This window comes from Streptomyces avicenniae (genome assembly GCF_000719135.1).
Lineage (GTDB): Bacteria > Actinomycetota > Actinomycetes > Streptomycetales > Streptomycetaceae > Streptomyces > Streptomyces avicenniae.
The window spans coordinates 63196-80947 of the sequence record NZ_JOEK01000019.1; the positions used below are offsets into that span (position 1 = coordinate 63196).

General features: G+C 75.9%; 19 protein-coding genes. 16 read left to right on the forward strand and 3 right to left on the reverse strand.

The window, feature by feature from the left end:
- Positions 1-32: 32 nt before the first annotated feature.
- The 11 genes from IF27_RS27560 (at position 33) to IF27_RS27610 (ending at position 10394) form a co-directional block, all read left to right on the forward strand.
- The gene (locus IF27_RS27560; RefSeq protein ID WP_052852570.1) at positions 33-977 is read left to right on the forward strand and encodes an ABC transporter permease; all 945 of its coding nucleotides are present in this window, start codon (positions 33-35) and stop codon (positions 975-977) included.
- On the forward strand, positions 974-1819 hold the full coding sequence (locus IF27_RS27565; RefSeq protein ID WP_052852571.1) for an ABC transporter permease: 846 nt from the start codon (positions 974-976) through the stop codon (positions 1817-1819). The genes IF27_RS27560 and IF27_RS27565 overlap by 4 nt, the downstream gene beginning before the upstream one ends.
- A complete protein-coding gene (locus IF27_RS27570) occupies positions 1816-3531 on the forward strand; it encodes a dipeptide ABC transporter ATP-binding protein (RefSeq protein WP_110946303.1) in 1716 nt (571 codons plus the stop codon). Before IF27_RS27565 ends, IF27_RS27570 begins: the two co-directional genes overlap by 4 nt.
- On the forward strand, positions 3528-4106 hold the full coding sequence (locus tag IF27_RS27575) for an LLM class flavin-dependent oxidoreductase (protein ID WP_052852572.1): 579 nt from the start codon (positions 3528-3530) through the stop codon (positions 4104-4106). Before IF27_RS27570 ends, IF27_RS27575 begins: the two co-directional genes overlap by 4 nt.
- On the forward strand, positions 4103-5326 hold the full coding sequence (locus IF27_RS27580) for an LLM class flavin-dependent oxidoreductase (protein WP_052852573.1): 1224 nt from the start codon (positions 4103-4105) through the stop codon (positions 5324-5326). The genes IF27_RS27575 and IF27_RS27580 overlap by 4 nt, the downstream gene beginning before the upstream one ends.
- Positions 5323-6393: a ketopantoate reductase family protein gene (locus tag IF27_RS27585; protein ID WP_052852574.1), complete on the forward strand. Its 1071-nt coding sequence runs from the start codon at positions 5323-5325 to the stop codon at positions 6391-6393. Before IF27_RS27580 ends, IF27_RS27585 begins: the two co-directional genes overlap by 4 nt.
- On the forward strand, positions 6390-7139 hold the full coding sequence (locus IF27_RS27590; RefSeq protein ID WP_052852575.1) for an alpha/beta hydrolase: 750 nt from the start codon (positions 6390-6392) through the stop codon (positions 7137-7139). Before IF27_RS27585 ends, IF27_RS27590 begins: the two co-directional genes overlap by 4 nt.
- Positions 7136-8503, forward strand: coding sequence for an FAD-binding oxidoreductase (locus IF27_RS27595; protein ID WP_052852576.1), 1368 nt, complete (start codon positions 7136-7138; stop codon positions 8501-8503). The genes IF27_RS27590 and IF27_RS27595 overlap by 4 nt, the downstream gene beginning before the upstream one ends.
- Positions 8504-8571: 68 nt before the next feature.
- A complete protein-coding gene (locus IF27_RS27600; RefSeq protein ID WP_052852577.1) occupies positions 8572-9105 on the forward strand; it encodes an NADPH-dependent FMN reductase in 534 nt (177 codons plus the stop codon).
- The gene (locus tag IF27_RS27605) at positions 9102-9617 is read left to right on the forward strand and encodes a flavin reductase family protein (protein WP_052852578.1); all 516 of its coding nucleotides are present in this window, start codon (positions 9102-9104) and stop codon (positions 9615-9617) included. The genes IF27_RS27600 and IF27_RS27605 overlap by 4 nt, the downstream gene beginning before the upstream one ends.
- Before the next feature lie 135 nt (positions 9618-9752).
- Entirely contained in the window at positions 9753-10394 is a 642-nt protein-coding gene (locus tag IF27_RS27610; protein ID WP_052852579.1) for a DUF1707 SHOCT-like domain-containing protein, read from the forward strand.
- Between the two features lie 24 nt (positions 10395-10418).
- Here IF27_RS27610 and IF27_RS27615 read toward each other — a convergent pair whose 3' ends face one another.
- Together IF27_RS27615 and IF27_RS27620 are read right to left on the reverse strand one after the other, a co-directional pair.
- Positions 10419-11120 (reverse strand): phosphonatase-like hydrolase, encoded by a 702-nt coding sequence (locus IF27_RS27615; protein ID WP_052852580.1) that lies wholly within the window; start codon positions 11118-11120, stop codon positions 10419-10421.
- Positions 11117-11881, reverse strand: coding sequence for a GntR family transcriptional regulator (locus tag IF27_RS27620; protein ID WP_052852581.1), 765 nt, complete (start codon positions 11879-11881; stop codon positions 11117-11119). The genes IF27_RS27615 and IF27_RS27620 overlap by 4 nt, the downstream gene beginning before the upstream one ends.
- A gap of 155 nt (positions 11882-12036) precedes the next feature.
- Between IF27_RS27620 and IF27_RS27625 the strand changes: the two genes are divergently transcribed.
- Genes IF27_RS27625 through phnE form a run of 4 tightly spaced genes read left to right on the forward strand, consistent with a single transcriptional unit; the run spans position 12037 to position 15721 of the window.
- A complete protein-coding gene (locus IF27_RS27625) occupies positions 12037-13164 on the forward strand; it encodes a TIGR03364 family FAD-dependent oxidoreductase (RefSeq protein ID WP_052852582.1) in 1128 nt (375 codons plus the stop codon).
- A 21-nt stretch (positions 13165-13185) separates the two neighbouring features.
- Positions 13186-14118, forward strand: a complete 933-nt coding sequence (locus tag IF27_RS27630; RefSeq protein WP_052852583.1) for a phosphate/phosphite/phosphonate ABC transporter substrate-binding protein — start codon at positions 13186-13188, stop codon at positions 14116-14118.
- A 2-nt stretch (positions 14119-14120) separates the two neighbouring features.
- Entirely contained in the window at positions 14121-14915 is a 795-nt protein-coding gene (locus IF27_RS27635; RefSeq protein WP_190233121.1) for a phosphonate ABC transporter ATP-binding protein, read from the forward strand.
- The gene (gene phnE / locus IF27_RS27640; protein ID WP_052852584.1) at positions 14912-15721 is read left to right on the forward strand and encodes a phosphonate ABC transporter, permease protein PhnE; all 810 of its coding nucleotides are present in this window, start codon (positions 14912-14914) and stop codon (positions 15719-15721) included. Before IF27_RS27635 ends, phnE begins: the two co-directional genes overlap by 4 nt.
- A gap of 15 nt (positions 15722-15736) precedes the next feature.
- Here the strand turns inward: phnE and IF27_RS27645 are convergent, their stop codons facing one another.
- Positions 15737-16876 carry an alpha-D-ribose 1-methylphosphonate 5-triphosphate diphosphatase gene (locus tag IF27_RS27645; protein WP_052852585.1) on the reverse strand — a complete coding sequence of 380 codons (1140 nt, stop codon included), beginning with the start codon at positions 16874-16876 and terminating at the stop codon, positions 15737-15739.
- Positions 16877-17016: 140 nt separating this feature from the next.
- On the opposite strand from IF27_RS27645, the gene IF27_RS27650 reads away from it, so the two are divergent.
- The gene (locus tag IF27_RS27650) at positions 17017-17748 is read left to right on the forward strand and encodes a GntR family transcriptional regulator (RefSeq protein ID WP_052852586.1); all 732 of its coding nucleotides are present in this window, start codon (positions 17017-17019) and stop codon (positions 17746-17748) included.
- Positions 17749-17752 lie beyond the last annotated feature (4 nt).

A 17752-nucleotide genomic window follows, 5' to 3' on the forward strand; every position in this document is an offset into this window, starting at 1 on the left:
CGCCGCCCGCCCCCGACCCGGAGGACCCGACCATGGCGAAGTATCTCGCCTCGCGCGCTCTTCAGGCGCTGCCCGTGCTGCTGGGGACGTTCACCCTCGCGTTCGTGCTGCTGTCCGTCCTGCCGAGCGACGCGCTGTCCATCAAGCTCTCCGGCTCGGGGGACTCGGCGCTCAGCCAGGAGGAGATCGCCCGGCTGCGCGCGGAGCAGGGGTACGACGACCCGCTCCCGCTCCAGTACGTGCGCCAGCTCGGCGGGCTCCTGACCGGCGACATGGGCGTGTCGCTGCACACCGGGTCGCCCGTGGTGTCGATGATCGGCAGCGCCCTGCCGCACACGGCCCGCCTCGCCGTCGCCGCCCTGCTCGTCGGGGTGACGGCGGGGCTGGTCATCGGCAGCCTGGCGGCGCACGCCCGCAGCCGCGCGCTGCGTGAACTCCTCATGTCCGTGCCCCCGTTGGGCATCTCGTTCCCGACGTTCGCCGTGGGCCTGGTGCTGATCCAGGTGGTGTCCTTCCAGTGGCGAGCGCTGCCCTCCGGGGGGACGGACGGGTTCGAGAGCCTGGTCCTGCCCGCCCTGACCCTCTCGCTGCCGGTGACGGCGACCGTCGCGCAGATCTTCGCGCGCAGCCTGCGCGAGGTGCTGGACCAGGGATACATCGACACGGCGACCGCGAAGGGCGCGGGGCGCCTGCGCCTGCACCTCGCGCACGCCGTCCGTAACGCCGCCGGGCCCAGCCTGACGGCCACGGGCATGGTGATCGGCAACCTGCTGGGCGGCGCCGTCGTGACCGAGACCGTGTTCTCCCGGGAGGGCGTCGGGCGGCTCACGGCGGACGCCGTCACCCGCCAGGACCTCCCCGTCGTCCAGGGCGTGGTGCTGCTGTCCGCCCTGGTGTTCGTCGTCGTCAACCTGCTGGTCGATCTGACCTATCCGCTGCTGGACCGCCGCGTCACCCTCACGGAGGCGACCCGATGACCCTCACCGACACGCCCGCCGCCGCGCGGGGGCGCGTCCGCCGCCGACCGGGGCCGGGCGTCGTGCTGTCCTTCCTGGTCCTGGGCCTCGCGGTGCTCGCCGCGTTCGCCCCCGGGCTGCTCGCCCACCAGTCGCCGGTCGAGGGCGAGGTGCTGGAGAAGCTGCGCCCGCCGAGCGCCGAGCACTGGTTCGGCACCGACCACCTCGGGCGCGACGTCTACGCCCGGGTCGTGCACGGCGCGGGGCTGTCGCTGCGCGCGCCGCTGATCGCGGTGGCCATCGCGTTCGGCGCCGGGTGCACGCTCGGCCTCGTCTCCGGGTTCCTCGGCGGGCCGGTGGACGCCGTGATCATGCGGCTCGTGGACATCCTGCTGGCCGTGCCCTCGCTCCTCCTGTCGCTGGCGATCGTCGCGGCGCTGGGCTTCGGGATCACGAACGTGGCCGTCGCCGTGGGCGTGGCGTCCGTGGCGGCGTTCGCGCGGATCACGCGGGCCGAGGCGCTGCGCGTGCGCAGCTCGCCGTTCGTGGAGGCGGCGACGACGCTGGGCGTACGCGGGCCGCAGGTGCTGCTGCGGCACGTCCTGCCGCACGCCGTCGGCCCGGCGCTCGTGCTGTCCACGCTGGAGTTCGGCACGGCGATCCTGTCCGTGTCCGCGCTCAGCTTCCTCGGCTACGGGGAGCCACCGCCGACACCCGAGTGGGGCAAGATCGTCAGCGAGGGGCGTGACTACCTGGCGACGGCCTGGTGGGTGGCGCTGCTGCCCAGCCTCGTCATCGCGGCGACCGTGCTGGCGACCAACCGTCTCTCCCGCTGGTTCGACGCGCGCGGGGAGCGGATATGAGCGCCGCATCGCCCGGCCGGGGCGTCACCGTCGCGCCCGGCCCGGCCGACGGCGCGGCGGACACCGGCCCGCTGCTGAGCATTGAAGACCTGCGCGTCACGTACCGCGTGCGCGGCGGGACGCGGGAGGCGGTGCGCGGCGTCAGCCTTGAGGTGCACGCGGGCCAGACCGTCGCCGTCGTCGGCGAGTCGGGCTCGGGCAAGAGCACGACGGCGCACGCCGTCAACGGCATGCTGGCGCCGGGCGCCCGCGTCACCGGCGGCCGGATCACGTACGCGGGCCAGGACGTCGCCGCCCTGTCCCGCGCGGGGCTGCGGCGGCTGCGGGGCGCGGAGATCGGGCTCGTGCCGCAGGACCCGGGCGCGTCCCTGAACCCGACCGCGCGGGTCGGCGACCAGATCGCCGAGGCGTTGGTCATCCACCGCATCGCGTCGCGCCGTGACGCGGCGGGGCACGCGCTGCGGCTGCTGGCCGAGGTCGGCATCGACCGGCCGGAGCTGCGGGCGCGGCAGTTCCCGCACGAGTTGTCGGGCGGGATGCGGCAGCGCGTGCTGATCGCGATCGCTATCGCGGCGGGCCCTCGCCTGCTGATCGCCGACGAGCCGACGAGCGCGCTGGACGCCACGGTGAGCCGCCGCGTGCTCGACCACCTGGCGGGGCTGAGCGCCGAGCACGGCATCGCGCTGTTGCTGATCACGCACGACCTGGCGATGGCCGCCGAACGCGCGGACCGCATCGTGGTGTTGCGCGAGGGGCAGGTCGTGGAGCAGGGCGACGCGCGGGAGTTGATCACCTCGCCACGGCGCGGCTACACGCGCGACCTGCTGGCCGACACCCCCAGCCTGCGCAGCGGGCGGCTGATCCCGGCGCGCGAACGGCGGGACGAGGGGGAGCCGCTGCTCAAGGTACGCGGCCTGGTGAAGACGTTCGGGAGGGCAGGGAGCGCGGACGCCGTACGGGCGGTCGATGACGTCGGCTTCGACGTCGGGCGCGGCCGGACGGTGGCCGTGCTCGGCGAGTCGGGCTCGGGCAAGTCCACGACGGCGCGCATCCTGCTCGGCCTCGAACACCCCGATGCGGGCTCGGTGTTGCTCGACGGGACGGAGCTGACGACGCTCGGTGCGGCCGGGCTGCGGCAGGCGAGGCGGCGGCTCCAGATCGTCCAGCAGAACCCGTACACGTCGCTCGACCCGCGCTTCACCGTGCGCCGCGTCGTCGCCGAGCCGTTGCGAGCCCACAAGATCGGCACGCCGCGTGAACGGGACGCCCGCGTCGAGGAGATGCTCGACGCGGTGGCCCTGCCGTCCGACCTGGCCGACCGGCGCCCGCGCGAACTGTCGGGCGGCCAGCGGCAGCGCGTGGCGATCGCGCGCGCCCTCGTGCTGCGGCCGGAGATCGTGGTGTGCGACGAGCCGGTCTCCGCGCTCGACGTGACGGTGCAGGCGCAGATCCTCGACCTGCTGACGCGGCTCCAGCGCGAGCTGGGCGTCAGCTACGTGTTCATCTCGCACGACCTCGCCGTGGTGCGGCAGATCGCGGACGAGGTGCTGGTCATGCGGCACGGCGCCGTGCTCGAACACGGCTCGGCCGAGGCCGTGTTCGCCGAGCCCTCCCACCCCTACACCCGCGACCTGCTGGCCGCGGTCGCCGATCCGTTCCACCAGCCGCGCGCCGAACACCCCGACGCGGCCGACAGGGAGACCGCCCGATGAGCACCCCACCCGCCCCACCACCCACCGGCGAGACCGTCACCCTGAGCGCGCTGCTCGCCGAGGCGGGGCTCGATCCGCGCGCCGCCACCTGGCCCGCCGTCCGCGAGGCCGCCGTGCGCGCCGAACGGGCGGGGGCGCACGTGCTGTTGCTGCCGGGCCCTGACGGGCAGCCGTCCGCGACCGAGGCGACGACGCTGGCCGCCGCGCTCCTGCGCGTCACCGGCACGCTGCGCCTGGCCGTGCCGATCGACCCGGCCCGGACCGCCCCCTACAACGCCGCCCGCGTCCTGGCGTCGCTCGCGCACCTGGGCCCGGGACGGGTGCTGCTCGCCCGTGGCGGCGAGGGGGACGCGGAGGGCTGGGCCGAGTACGTGGCGGCCGTCCGCGCGCTGTGGGACAGCTTCCCGGCCGACGCGATCCTCGCGGACCGCGCCACCGGCCGCTACTTCGACGCGTCGCGGGTGCCCGACACCAGGTTCACCGGCCGCCGTCACCGCGTGCTCGGCGCGCTGAACCTGCCGACGCCGCCCGGCGGTCCGCTGGGCCTGTGGCCCGCCGAGGAGGACTCCCGATGACCACGCACACCACCGGCCGCCGTATGCACCTGAGCCTCAACATGAGCGGCGTCGGCCGTCACACCGCGGCCTGGGCCCACCCGGCGAGCGTCCCGGGCGCCGAACTGCGCCCGGACCACTACGTGGAGGTCGCACGGCTGGCCGAACGCGGCCTGTTCGACGCGGTGTTCCTCGCCGACAGCCCGGCGCTCGGCGCCGACGAGCGCAGCGTCCCGCACCGCTTCGAGCCGCTGACGCTGCTGACGGCGATCGCCGTGGAGACGCAACGGATCGGGCTGATCGGCACCGTCTCCACGACGTACAACGACCCGGTGACCGTGGCCGACCGCGCCGCGTCGCTCCAGAACGTCAGCGAGGGCCGGGCCGCGCTCAACGCGGTGGCGTCCACCGGCGACCGGCTCGCCAGGAACTTCGGCCTCGACCGGCAGCCGGACCACGAGCGGCGCTACGCACGCGCCGACGCGTTCCTCACCACCGTCAGGGAGCGCTGGGCGGCCGTGCCAGGCGCCGCGCACGGCCGCCCGCTGATCGTCCAGGCGGGCGGCTCCGCCAGGGGCCGCGACCTCGCCGCCCGGCAGGCCGACGTCGTGTACGCGGGCGGGTACGGCATCGAGGACGCGCAGTCCCTGGACGCGGACATCCGCGCACGCGCCGCGCGGCACGGCCGCGACCCCCGCTCGCTGCGGGTCCTGCCCGGCGTCATCCCCTATCTCGCCGACACGACGGCGCAGGCCCACCGCCTCGCCGACGAGCTGGACGCCGTGCACCGGGGCGTCATCGACCCGATCCGCTGGCTGGGCCCGGTCGTCGGCGCCGACCTCGCGGGCCTCGACCCGGACGGTCCGCTGCCCGTGGACGCGCTGCCCACCGACCCCGACCAGGTCGGCGGCGCCAGCATCGCCGGGCTCGCCAGGACGCTGGCCACGCGCGGCGGGCTGACCGTACGGCAGGTCGCGGAGCGGCTGTACGCCGGTGGCTTCGGCAACATCCAGACGCACGTCCACGGCACGGCGCAGGAGATCGCCGACACCCTGACCGGCTGGTTCCGGCAGGGCGTGGACGGCTTCAACCTGCTGCTGCCGCTCCAGCCTTCTGGCGTGGAACGGTTCGTGGAGCAGGTCGTGCCGCTGCTCCAGCGCGCCGGGGTGTACCGGACGGCGTACGAGGCGCGCACGCTCGGCGGGCATCTCGGGCTGACCGGCGGCGGGGGCGGGTCATGACGCGCTACGTGGTGATCGGCGCCGGGGCCGTCGGCGGCGCGCTGGCGGCGGATCTGCATCTGGCCGGGGTGCCCGTCGTCCTGTCGGCCAGGGGCGCGGCGCTCGACGCCGTGCGGGAACGCGGCCTGGTCCGCACCTCGCCGGGCGGGACCGTACGGGTGCCCGTGCCGGTCGTGGGCGGCCCGGCGGACGTCCCGCTGACGCGCGACGACGTGCTGGTCCTCGCGACCAAGACGCAGGACGCGCACGCCACCCTCGCCGACTGGGCGTGGCGGCCCCTGGCGGGCGGCGGTCTCGCGGCCGACCTGCCGGTGATCACCCTCCAGAACGGCCTGGACGCCGAACGGGCCGCCGCCCGCCACTTCTCCACCGTCGTCGGCGGCACGGCGATGGTCGCCGCGCGCTGCCTGGTCCCGGGCGAGGTCGTGACGGGCGCGGCGCCGAAGACCGGGCAGCTCGTCGTCGGCGCCTTCCCGCCCGCCGCGCCACCGCCGGCAGTCGCGGTCCGGTTCGTCGCCGACGCCGGGGCGGCGGGCTGGCTGGCGCAGGCCGTCGCCGACGTCACGCGCTGGAAGGCGTGGAAGCTGCTGCACAACGTCACCAACGCCACCGAGCTGTTCACCGGCGCGCCCGACGCGCTGGCCGACGTGCGGCGGCGCGCCACCGAGGAGGCGCGCGCCGTCCTGGCCGCCGCCGGGTACGAACCGGCCGACCCGGACACCGAGCGCACGTACGACCCGGCGGAGGCGTCCCTCGTGCCGGGCGGCGGCTACGTCCCGGGCCAGCAGTCCACCTGGCAGAGCTTCGCGCGCGGCACGACCAGCGAAGTCGATTTCCTGAACGGCGAGATCACGCTCCTCGGCCGCCTCCACGGCGTGGCCGCGCCGGTCAACGCCGCGCTCCAACGGGTCCTCGGCGCCTCGGCCCTGGCCGGGGAACGCCCGGGGGCCCGCGACATCGCCGAGGTGTTCGCCCTGCTGCCGCCACCCGTCCCGCCCACCGCCACACCCACAGCCCCAGCTTCCGGCCCCGACACCGAAGAGCCGACAGGAGTCCTCACGTCATGACCGCCACGCCCCGCTCCGACGCCCCGTCCCTGACCTGGACCGAGCCCGCCGGGCTCCTCCCGCGCGGCACGCTCGTCCTGCTGCCGGGACGCGGCGAGACCCCCGAGGTCTACCGGCGGTTCGGCAGCCGTCTGGCCGCCGACGCCTACCGCGTCGTCGCCGTCAGGGGCGGCGACGACGCGCCGGGCGACGCCGCCGCCCTCGTCGAGGCCGCGCTCGCCGACGACACGACGCCGCGCCCCCTGGTCCTGGTCGGCTCCGACACGGGAGCCCTGCACGCCCTGCGGCTCGCCGCGCGCCACGGCGCGGCCGTGGACGGCGTGGTCCTCGCGGGTGTGCCCACGCGTGACGCCGACGAACAGGGCGACCTGGACAGCGAGATCGCCGGACGGACGGCCTGCCCCAACCACCGTCTGGTCCTGGCGCGCGAGGCCACCGCGGGGCTGCGCGACACCCAGGGCATCCCCGAACTGCTCGCCGCCCTGACCCCGGTGGACGTGCCGACGCTGGCCGTGCACGGCGCGGCCGACGGCGTCAGCCCGCTGCCCGACGCGGTGGCGCTCCACCGCGCGCTGGGCACGTCCTCGCTCGTCGCGATCGAGGACGGGCTGCACGACATCCTCAACGACGTGACCCACCGGTCGGTGGCCGCGACCGTCGTGCTGTTCCTCGAACGGCTGCGGCTCGGCGCGCAGGCGCCCGTCATCGCCCGCGAAGTGCCCCTCGGCGAAACCGCGTTGTCATGACGGCGCAGCAGGAGACCGCCCCGGCGCTGGACGCGCTGCGCGGCGCGCTCGGGCCCGGCGCGATCTCCACCACGGCGGACGACCGCCGCCGCGCGTCCACCGACCGGTCGGGGCACCTGCCGGACGGCCTGCCCCGCGCGGTCGTCAGGCCGCGCTCCGCCGACGAGGTCGCCGCCACCCTGGCCTGGGCCGGGACGCACCGCGTCCCCGTGGTGCCCCGGGGCGCGGGCACGGGGCTGGCGGGCGGGGCCACGGCGGGGGACGGCAGCGTCGTCCTCGACCTGACGCGGCTGAACCGCATCCTGGAGATCCGGCCCGACGACGCCCTCGCCGTCGTCGAGCCCGGCGTGATCACCGCCGACCTGGACCTGGCCGCCCGCGCGCACGGCCTGCGGTACGCGCCCGACCCGGCCAGCGCCGACCTGTCCACGATCGGCGGCAACATCGCCACCAACGCGGGCGGCCTGCGCTGCGTGAAGTACGGCGTCACGCGCGACGCGGTGCTCGGCCTCGACGTCGTCCTCGCGGACGGGACGCGGCTGCGCACCGGCCGCGAGACCGTGAAGGGCGTCGCCGGGTACGACCTCACGTCCCTGATCACGGGCTCCGAGGGCACCCTCGCCGTGGTGGTCGGGGCGACGCTGCGGCTCCAGCCCGTACCGGCGCGCACCGGCACGGCCACCGCCCACTTCGCCTCGCCGCACGCCGCCGCCGCGGCCTGCGCCGCCGTGCTGGACGCGGGGCTGCGGCCGAGCGTGCTCGAATTCCTGGACGCGGCCACGCTGGAGGCCGTCGCACGGCTGCGCGGCGAACCGCTCGCAGGGGACGCGTCGTTCGTCCTCGCGCAGACCGACGGGTTCGCCGCCGACGCGGAGATCGAGGCGGTCGGCGCGATCCTGCGGCGCACCGCCCTCCGCGCCGAGGTCACCGCCGACCCCGTCGCGGCCGAGGACCTGCTGCGGACGCGGCGCCAGGCGCTGCCCGCGATCGAGCGGCTGGGGCGCGTCCTCATCGAGGACATCGCGGTGCCCAGGTCGCGGCTCGCGGAGGCGGCCGAGGCGCTGACGGCGCTCTCGGCGGCCACCGGCGTGCGGATCTTCACGTTCGCCCACGCGGGCGACGGCAACATCCACCCGATCGTGCTCGCCGACCACGCGGACCCGGCGGCGGTGCGCGCGGCGGTCGGGGAGATCTTCCGCCTCGCGCTGCGCCTCGGCGGCACGATCAGCGGCGAGCACGGCGTCGGGGCGCTCAAACGCGCCTGGCTGGAGGCCGAGGTGGGCGCGCCCGCGCTGGCGCTCCAGCGCCGCGTCAAGCACGCGTTCGACCCGCTCGGCGTCCTCAACCCGGGCAAGGCCCTCTGATGGCCGCCGCGCCCGGCACCACCTCTTCCGCCACCCCGACCCCCGGCCGTTCAGGAAAGGAACCGCCCGTGTCCTCCACCCCGCCGTCCGTCGTCGCGCTCTCCGGCAACCCCCGCCCCCGATCCCGCACCCTGGCCGTCGCCGAGGCCACGGCGAGGGCCGTCGCGGAACGGCTCGGGGTCACCACGCCCGTGACCACCCTCGACCTGGCCGACTTCGCGGGCGAGATCCTGACGCCTGAACACCCGTCCGCGGACGCCGCCTTGACGACCCTGGCGCAGGCGCGGATCGCGGTGATCGCCACCCCCGTCTACAAGGCGTCCTACACGGGGCTGCTGAAGGCGTTCCTCGACCTGTACCCGGCGGACGGCCTGCTGGGCGTGACGGCGGTGCCGCTCGTCGTCTCGGGCAGCCCGGCGCACGCGCTGGCCGGGGAGGTCCATCTGCGTCCGCTGCTGGTCGAGTTGGGGGCCGTGGTCCCGGCCCGCGCGTTCGCCGTGACGGAGGCGCAGCTCGCGGACAGCGGCCAGGCGATCGACGCCTGGCTGGCGCGTTCGGCGCAGGCGCTGGCGCGTGCGGCCGGTCAGGAGGAGGGCCGATGACCATCGGCGCGCGCACCGGCGGGGCCACCGTGTCCGCCGAGGAGTACAAGGCCGTCTTCCGGCAGCACCCCGCCGGTGTGGCCGTCGTGGCGCTGCACCACGGCGGGCGTCCGGTCGGCTTCACCGCGACCTCGGTGATCTCGGTGTCGGCGGCGCCGCCGCTGCTGGCGTTCTCGCTGGCCGCGACGTCCTCCAGCTGGCCCGCGATCGCCGCCACCGACACGCTCGCGCTGAGCTTCCTGGCCGACCACCAGGACGACGTCTCCGCGCGGTTCGCCACCAGCGGCATCGACAGGTTCGCGGCGGGCGGCTGGTCCACGCTGCCCACCGGCGAGCCCGTCATCGACGGCGCGCACGCCTGGATCAGGGCGCGCGTCCTGGAACGGACCGCGGTGGGCGGCAGTTTCCTCATCTCGCTGCTCGCGCAGCGGGCGGAGGTGCGGGCCGGGGTGTCGCCGCTGGTGTTCCACGACCGCGCCTACCACCGCATCGGCCCGCACTCGATGATCTGAACCACCGGCGGAGGGCGCGACCGGCTTGTTGTGGCGTCCGGGCCTCGGCATGATGGTGCGCCACGCCACTGCTCTCGTCGCGCCGCCGTCCGCGTCGCGCGGGGACCACGGCCGACGGGCGACGAGGACGGAAGCATGCTGGGAAAGATCTCCCCGACCGGGAAGCGCTCCGGCCCCGGCTCGCCGTCCGGGCTCCGCGCCTCTCATTCGGACCGTGACCGGACGGCGGACGTGCTGCGGGTCTCGGCCGGGGAGGGACGGCTGACCGCCGAGGAGCTGGACGAGCGCTTGGAGGCCGCCCTCACCGCGCGGACCGTGGGCGAACTGGCCGCGCTCACCGCCGACCTGCCGCCCGTAACGGCCACGAGTGGCAAGGACGTCGTCAGGATCGAGCGGGTCCACGGCAGCGCGGTCGAGCGCGTGGGGCGCTGGGTGGTGCCGCGGAAGCTGGAGCTTGCCGTGCGGTGGTGCGCGGTGACGCTCGACTTCACCGATGCGGTGATCACGCACGACACCCTGCGGGTCGAGGTGGCGATGAGAGGGAAGACCCTGACGCTGGTCACGCGGCCGGGTGTCGTGGTCGATACGGACGGCCTGCGTCTGAGGCACTGCGTGGTGAAGCACCTCAGGGCCGAGGCGCATCCGTACACTCCGGTCGCGCTGCGCGTCGAACTGGTCGGCAGGAAGACGCACGGCCGCGTGGTGGTTCGGCCCGCGCGACGTACGTTCGCGCGGCGGCTGCTGGGCAGGTCGGCGCGCCTTTCCACGGGCGGTTGACCGCCTCGCCCTGAACGGCCAGGTTTACGCCGCCTGTTGGGCGTGGTATGGGATGCCGAGGAGGGCCGGGATGTCGGCGACCCCCGGCAGGAGGTGGGTGTGGCGTTCCGCGCCGAGCACGGCGGCCGGGGTCTGCCCCGTCAGCACGCCGACGACGTACGCCGCCCCCGCGTGGACGCCCGCGCGCAGATCGCGCGTGGTGTCCCCCGCGACGAGGACCCGCGACACGTCGCGGACGCCCGTCGCCTCCATCGCGCGGAAGATCATGTACGGCGCGGGCCGTCCGGCGGGCACGTCGTCGGCGCATGTCACCGCGTCCACCGTCCCGCCGTCCCAGCCGAGCGACGCGAGCAGCGCGTCCGTGACCTGGCGGTCGAACCCGGTGGTCAGCGCGACGCGGACCCCGGCGGCGCGCAGGGCGGCCAGGGCCTCGGGGACGCCGGGCAGCGGCGTCGGCGGGCGGTCGCGGTAGGCGCGGTCGAGGCGGGCGCGGAAGTCGGTGAACACCGCGCCGACGCGCGCCTCGTCGGGCTCGCCGGGGAGCAGGCTGCGGATCGCCTCCCGCTTGTCCGCGCCCATCCAGCGCTGGATGGCGTCGGCGGACGGCGGGACGGGGGACGCCGCGGCCACGGCGTCGGCGAGCGCCTCGTACACGGCGCCGTGCTCCTCGACGGTCGTGCCCGCGATGTCGAGGACGGCGAGTTCTGCCGGGACGGCGTCGTTCATGTCAGGACGCTTTCTGTGACGGACCCGGAGGCGCGGCCCACCATGGGCGGCGCCTGCTGGGCGTTCTCGATGGTGAAGGTGACCTGGTCGGGCCGGTAGCGGTCGTCGGAGAACTCGTAGGGCTCCCCGGCGAGGCTGCCCGCGCGGCGGCGTTCGCGCAGCAGCGGCGTCCCGGCCGGGACGCCCAGCAGCCGGGCGTCGGTGTCGTCGGCCGGGACGGCGTCGAAGACGTGGCGGGCGAGGGCGAGTTCGACGCCGCGCTCGATGAGGTAGGCGTAGATCGACCCCGAGTCGAGGTCGAAGTCGAACAGCAGACGGCCGACGTGCTCGACGAAGACGGTGCGTTCCACCATGGCGGGCCGCCCGTCGAGCAGGCGCAGCCGCAGCAGTTCGACCACGGTCTCGCCCTCGTCCACGGCCAGCGCGTCGGCGACCTCGCGGCGGGCCGGGCGCAGGGCCAGTTCCTGGATGCGCTGGCCGGGCACGCGGCCGATCCGCTCGGCCCAGCGGGAGAAGGACAGCAGGGTGTCGAACGGCTGCGGCACCTGCCCGGTGCGCACCTCGGGTGACCGTCCGCGTCCGCCGCCGATCAGGCCCTCGGCCCGCAGCGTGCCGAGGGCCTGGCGCACGGGCCCGCGGGAGGCGGCCCACTCCTCGCAGAGCCGGGCCTCGGAGGGCAGCGTGGCGCCGACCGGCAGCTCGCCCGAGGCGATCCGGCGGCGGAGGTCGTCCGCGATGCGTTCGTGCAGGGGCCTGTCCATGGCCGTTGACTATACATCTGGACGGCGGCAGGGCAAGTGGCGCTTCGGGGCAGAAAGATGGCTGCCACCTGCGACGTAAACGCGAGGTGAACGCGCCGGGACAAGTCGCCTGGACCCCTTGACCGGCCGGTCGCGCCGCCTCGACATTTCCTGTCATGACAAGTGGAGTTCCCCAGGAGCACGCCGATCTCGTGGTCGTCGGAGCGGGCATCGTGGGCCTGGCCCACGCGGTGGCGGCCGTCCGCCGTGGCCTGTCCGTCGTGGTGGTCGAGCGGGACGAGCACGCCACCGGCGCCACCGTGCGCAACTTCGGGCACGGCTGCGTCACCGCCCAGCAGGGCGCCGCCCTGGAGTACGCGCTGGCCGCACGCGGCGAGTGGCTGCGCCTGGCGCGGGAGGCGGGGGTCTGGCTGCGCGACGCGGGCACGGTCGTCCTGGCGCGCGCCGAGGACGAGCACGCCGTGCTCGCCGAGTTCGCCGAGGCGCGCCACGGGGACGTCCACCTGCTGGACGCCGCGGGCGTCGCGCGCCGGGTCCCCGCCGGGCCCGAGGTGACGGGCGGGGCGTGGCTGCCGCTCGACGTGCGGGTCGATCCCCGGCAGGCGGCGCACGCGATCGCCGCCTGGCTCGCCGGGCAGGGCGTCCGCTTCCTGTGGTCCACGGCCGCCTGGTCGGTGGAGCCGGGACGCGTGCGGACCAGCCGCGGGGAGGTCACCGCCGACGCGGTGGTCCTCGCCGTGGGCCACGACCTGGACCGGCACTTCCCCGACCTGGCGGAACAGGCGGGCGTGGTCCGCTGCGGGCTCCACATGCTGCGGGTGCGCGACCCGCGCCCCGGCACACCGATCGACCCGGCCGTCCTCACCGGCTTCTCGCTGCTGCGCTACGCCGGGTTCGGCGACTGCCCCTCCCTGCCCGCCGTCCGCGCGCGCCTCACCGCCACGCACCCCGACCTGGTGGCCGCCGGACTCAACCTGATGTTCACCCAGCTCCCCGGCGGCGACCTGACCATCGGCGACACCCACGCCTACGGCCGCACCCTCGACCCCTACCGTGACGAGGCGCTGGACGAGGCCGTCCTGGCCGAGACCGCCCGTCTGCTCGGCACGGGCCCCCTGACCGTCCGCGAGCGGTGGCACGGCGTCTACGCGGCGTCCACCGCGCAGGACTTCCTCGTCGCCACCCCCGCCCCCGGCGTCCGCGCCGTGGCCGTGACCTCCGGCATCGGCATGACCACCGCGCTGGGCCTGGCCCCGCGCATCCTCGACGACCTCCTTCCCTGACCGCACAGAGAGACACCGCTCATGCGACCCACGCGCCCCCTCCCGTCCGCCCTCGCCCTGGCCACGGCCGCCGGTCTGCTGCTCACCGCCTGCGGAGGCGGCGACGGCGCCGCCGACGACACGGCCGAGGGCTCCGCCTCCGCGTCCTGCCCCGGCGGCGAGATCCGTTTCGGCGTCGAACCGTACGAGGACCCGGCGGCCCTGCGCCCGGCCTACGAGGTCCTGGCCCGCGCGCTCCAGGAACGGCTGGACTGCCCGGTCACCCTCCAGATCGTGGACGACTACAGCGCCGAGGTGCTCGCCATGCAGAACGGCGAGCTGGAGCTGGCCCAGTTCGGCCCGCTCGGCTACGTCTTCGCCAGCGAGCGCGCCGACGCCGTGCCGGTGGCGTCCTTCGCCGACGGAAGCGGCGAACTCACCACCTACACGGCGGGCATCTGGGTGCCAGCCGACTCCCCCGTGACCTCGGTCGAGGACCTTCCGGGCCACTCGCTGGCGCTGGGCGGCGTCGGCTCCACCTCGGGCGACGCGCTGCCGCGGTACGCGCTGGAGGAGGCGGGCGTCTCCGAGGACGACGTGGAGATCGACTACGCGGGCGGCCACCCCGAGGCGCTGCTCGCGCTGGTCAACGGCCGGGTGGACGCGGCGCAGATCAACAGCCAGCAGCTCGCGACGGCCGAGGCCGAGGGCACGTTCGACCCGGCCGACTTCCGGCAGATCTGGACCTCGGACCCGATCCCCAACGACCCCATCACCGTCGCGGGCGCCCTCGGCACGGAGTTCGAGGACGCCGTGCGCGACGCGCTGCTCGACCTGGCGCCCGAGGACGTCGCGGAGATCGGCTCCTTCCTCGACGTGGACCCGCCCGGGCCGCTGATCGCCGTCGAGAGGTCCACCTACCAGCCCCTGTTCGACCTGGCCGCCTCGCTCGGCCTGACGGAAGAGGACGTGTGAGCGTGACCACCGCGACGCCGGACACGACGACCGCCGCGCTGTCGGTGCGCGGTCTGCGCAAGACGTTCGCCGGACGCACGGTGCTGGACGGCATCGACCTCGACGTGCGCGCCGGGGAGCTGGTGGCCGTCCTGGGCGCCAACGGCTCGGGCAAGTCCACCGCGCTGCGCTGCGTCATCGGCCTGGAACGCCCCGACGCCGGGTCCGTCCGGCTGCACGGCGAGGAGACGGCGGGCCAGGCCGGACGGCGCCCGGCCGCCGTCAGCCGGCGCGCCGCCATGGTGTTCCAGCACATCCACCTCGTGCCACGCCGCAGCGCGCTGGACAACGTGTGCGCCGGGGCGCTCGGGCGGCTGCCGCTGCGCCGGTCGCTGACGCCGCTGCTGTTCCCGCGCGAGCTGCGCGAGGAGGCGATGGCCTGCCTGGCGCGGGTGGGCCTGGCCGACCGGGCGGGCGAGGCGGTCGCACGGCTCTCCGGCGGTCAGCAGCAGCGGGTGGCCGTCGCGCGGGCGCTGTGCCAGCGGGCGGACGTCCTGCTGGCGGACGAGCCCGTCGCCTCCCTCGACCCGGCGGCGACCACGCAGGTGCTCGACCTCCTCGGCGTGCTGGCGAGGGACGAGGGGCTGGCGGTCGCGGCCGTGCTGCACCAGCCCGCGCTGGCCAGGCGGCACGCGGACCGCATCGTCGGGCTGCGCGGCGGTGGCCTGGTCATCGACGCGCCCGCGGGCGACGTCCCGGCGTCCGCGCTCGACGACCTCTACAGCCACGGTCCAGGACCGGAAGGAACGACCCCATGACCGCCCCGCCCCTCGCCGCCGCCCCGCCCCGGCTGCGCAGACCGTCGGTGCTCGCCGCGCTGACCGTCGTGATCGTCGGCGCCGCGCACGTGCTGGCCTGGCGCGGCGCCGACGTCTCGCCCGCCGCCCTGGCCGAAGGATGGGAGGGCATGCGGGACTTCCTCGGCGAGGCGGTCCCGCCCGACCTCTCCTGGTCCACGGTGGTCCGCCCCGGCCTGGACGCGGCCCTGGTGACGCTGTACATCGGGCTGCTCGGGACGACGCTGTCCGTGCCGTTCGCGCTGGTGCTGGCCGTCCTCGGCGCGCGGACGACGACGCCGAACGCGTTCGTCCAGCAGGCCGCCAGGTCCGTGCTGTCGTTCCTGCGGGCCGTGCCCGACGTGGTGTTCGCGCTGATCTTCGTGACGGCGGTGGGCCTCGGCCCGTTCGCCGGTGTGCTGGCCCTCGTCTTCCACAACACGGGCGTGATGGGCAAGCTGTGGTCGGAGGCGATGGAGGAGACCGATCCCGGGGTGCGTGAGGCGCTGCGGACGAACGGCGCGAGCGGCGTGCAGGTGACGTCGCACGCGGTGCTGCCCGCCGTCCTGCCGCAGCTGGCCGGGCTGCTCCTGTACCGGCTGGACGTGAACGTGCGCTCCTCGCTGGTGCTCGGCCTGGTCGGCGCGGGCGGCATCGGCTTCCTCATCAACCAGTCGATCCGGCTGTTCCGCTTCGACGAGATGCTGACGTACATCCTCATCGTGCTCGCGCTGGTGATCGCCGTCGATCAGCTGTCCTCGGCGGTCCGCCGCCGGATCGGCCGCTGACGGCGCGCCGGACGCTCAGGCGGGGTGCCACGCCGCGAAGGCGGGCACCCCGCCGACCCATGTCTGCGCGACGGTGGGGCGGCCCGCCACCCGGTGGCCGACGGCGACCAGGTCGGCGCGTGCCCCCGGCGCGAGGACGCCCCGGTCGGTCAGACCGGCCGCCCCGGCCGGGGCGCGGGTGGCCAGCGCCACCGCCGTCGGCAGGTCGCACACACCCGCCGCCGCCAGGGCGTAGACGGCGCCCAGCAGGCTCGGCGCGTGGTAGTCGGACGCCAGGGCGCCCAGGTGCCCCGCGGTCAGGGTCGCGCGCGCGGAGAGGTTCCCGGCGACGTGGCTCGTGCCGCGCACGGCGTTCGGCGCGCCCATCACGGTCAGCAGACCGGACGCGGCGGCTGCCTCGGCCGCCTGGGCGGTGACGGGGAACTCGGCTATCCGCGCGCCCAGTTGACGCGCCTGTTCGACCCGCTCCGGGCTGTCGTCGTCGTGCGAGGCGAGCGGCAGGCCGTGCTCCCGCGCGATCCGCGCGAGCGCCGCCCTGACGTCCGCCGTGAACGGCTGGCGGGCGCGGCGGCGGGCGAGCAGCGCGTCGAGGTCCGGCTCGCCCGTCGCGGCGTAGTGGGCGCGCCAGTCCGCCTCGTGGCGGAACTGCCCCTGCCCCGGGGTGTGGTCCATGGCGGAGAGCAGCCCGACGCCCTCCCGCGCCGCGAGCGCGGCGACCACGTCGAGACGTTCGCCGGTCACCTCCACGCGCAGGTGCACCCGGTGGTCGGCCCGCAGGCCGCTCGCGCCGGTCACGGCGTCCACCGTCCGCTCCGCCTGCGCGAGGGTGCGGTCGCGGCCGGTGTCGTCCTGCACGGTGACGCAGAGGAACTGCGTCGTGATGCCCCAGGAGACGGCCTCGGTGTCCAGCGCGGCCAGCGTCTCGTCCCAGCCGAACCGGGCCGTGGGGCGCGGGCGTTCCCGTGCCTGCCAGCCGTCCGCGTGGAGGTCCACGAGGCCCGGCAGCAGGTCGTGGTCCCCGAGGTCGGTCCAGCCGCCGCGCGCGGGCGGCTCAGGCGTCACGGCGGTGAGCAGGGCGCCGTCCATCGTCACGAAGCCGGGGGACAGCAGTCCCTCGCCGGTGAGGACGCGACGCGCCCGCAGGGTGACGCTCATCGGGGTCTGCCTCCTCCTGGGCCGCCGTCCGCGACGGCACACCGTACCCGGCCCGGCTGTCGTCCCGGTCCGCGCCGCCTTCACCCGGGGTTCACCCGGGCACCGCCTGCCGTCCACCGGGACTGCCGAGGATCGGTCACGTGGCCGCCACCAAGTTCCGCGAGATCGCCGAGCACCTGGTGCGGGAGATCACCCTGCTGCCGCCCGGGAGCCGGATCGAGGGCGAGCACGAGGTCGCCGCCCGGTTCGGTGTCGGGCGCGCCGCCGCGCGGGCCGCGCTCCAGGAGCTGGAGCGGCGGCTGCTCGTCTGCCGGGTGCGGGGCGTGGGCACGTTCACCGCGCGGCGGATCGACTACCTGGTCTCGCCCGACCAGCCGCCGTCGTGGAGCCGCACGGTGCGTGCGGCGCACTCCCGGCCCCGGACGGTGGTCCGCCGGTGCGAGACGGTGCCGATGCCGCCCGAGGTGGCGGGGCCGCTCGGCCGGGAGCCGGGCTCGCCGTGCCACCGCCTCCAGCGCCGTTCGTTCGTGGACGAACTCCCGGCGTGCTGGGGCACCGAGTGGGTCCCGGCTGACGTGCTGCCGGAACTGGGCGTGGCCCTCGGCGCGTCCGACTCCCTCGACCGCATCCTGCGCGAGTCCGCCGGGGCGACGCCGCGGCGCGCCTGGTGGCGGGCGGCGCTTGAGTGCGCCTCGGCGGAGACGGCGGCCGAGCTGGGCAGCCGGGCCGGTGATCCGGCGTGGCTGGTGGAGAGCCTGAACGAGGACGTGCCGTCGGGGCGGCTGCTGTACCTCTCGCACCGCTGGCTGCGCGCGGACACCGTCAGGCTGGTGCTGGAGACCGGTGGCACGCCGGGACCGCGCCCGGCGTGACCAC

What these genes read in the sequence shown, in the direction of transcription:
- IF27_RS27560 (WP_052852570.1), top strand. Translation starts at nt 33, where the DNA reads ATGGCGAAGTATCTCGCCTCGCGCGCTCTTCAGGCGCTGCCCGTGCTG.
- IF27_RS27565 (WP_052852571.1), top strand. Translation starts at nt 974, where the DNA reads ATGACCCTCACCGACACGCCCGCCGCCGCGCGGGGGCGCGTCCGCCGC.
- IF27_RS27570 (WP_110946303.1), top strand. Translation starts at nt 1,816, where the DNA reads ATGAGCGCCGCATCGCCCGGCCGGGGCGTCACCGTCGCGCCCGGCCCG.
- IF27_RS27575 (WP_052852572.1), top strand. Translation starts at nt 3,528, where the DNA reads ATGAGCACCCCACCCGCCCCACCACCCACCGGCGAGACCGTCACCCTG.
- IF27_RS27580 (WP_052852573.1), top strand. Translation starts at nt 4,103, where the DNA reads ATGACCACGCACACCACCGGCCGCCGTATGCACCTGAGCCTCAACATG.
- IF27_RS27585 (WP_052852574.1), top strand. Translation starts at nt 5,323, where the DNA reads ATGACGCGCTACGTGGTGATCGGCGCCGGGGCCGTCGGCGGCGCGCTG.
- IF27_RS27590 (WP_052852575.1), top strand. Translation starts at nt 6,390, where the DNA reads ATGACCGCCACGCCCCGCTCCGACGCCCCGTCCCTGACCTGGACCGAG.
- IF27_RS27595 (WP_052852576.1), top strand. Translation starts at nt 7,136, where the DNA reads ATGACGGCGCAGCAGGAGACCGCCCCGGCGCTGGACGCGCTGCGCGGC.
- IF27_RS27605 (WP_052852578.1), top strand. Translation starts at nt 9,102, where the DNA reads ATGACCATCGGCGCGCGCACCGGCGGGGCCACCGTGTCCGCCGAGGAG.
- IF27_RS27610 (WP_052852579.1), top strand. Translation starts at nt 9,753, where the DNA reads ATGCTGGGAAAGATCTCCCCGACCGGGAAGCGCTCCGGCCCCGGCTCG.
- IF27_RS27615 (WP_052852580.1), bottom strand. Translation starts at nt 11,120, where the DNA reads ATGAACGACGCCGTCCCGGCAGAACTCGCCGTCCTCGACATCGCGGGC.
- IF27_RS27620 (WP_052852581.1), bottom strand. Translation starts at nt 11,881, where the DNA reads ATGGACAGGCCCCTGCACGAACGCATCGCGGACGACCTCCGCCGCCGG.
- IF27_RS27625 (WP_052852582.1), top strand. Translation starts at nt 12,037, where the DNA reads ATGACAAGTGGAGTTCCCCAGGAGCACGCCGATCTCGTGGTCGTCGGA.
- IF27_RS27630 (WP_052852583.1), top strand. Translation starts at nt 13,186, where the DNA reads ATGCGACCCACGCGCCCCCTCCCGTCCGCCCTCGCCCTGGCCACGGCC.
- phnE (WP_052852584.1), top strand. Translation starts at nt 14,912, where the DNA reads ATGACCGCCCCGCCCCTCGCCGCCGCCCCGCCCCGGCTGCGCAGACCG.
- IF27_RS27645 (WP_052852585.1), bottom strand. Translation starts at nt 16,876, where the DNA reads ATGAGCGTCACCCTGCGGGCGCGTCGCGTCCTCACCGGCGAGGGACTG.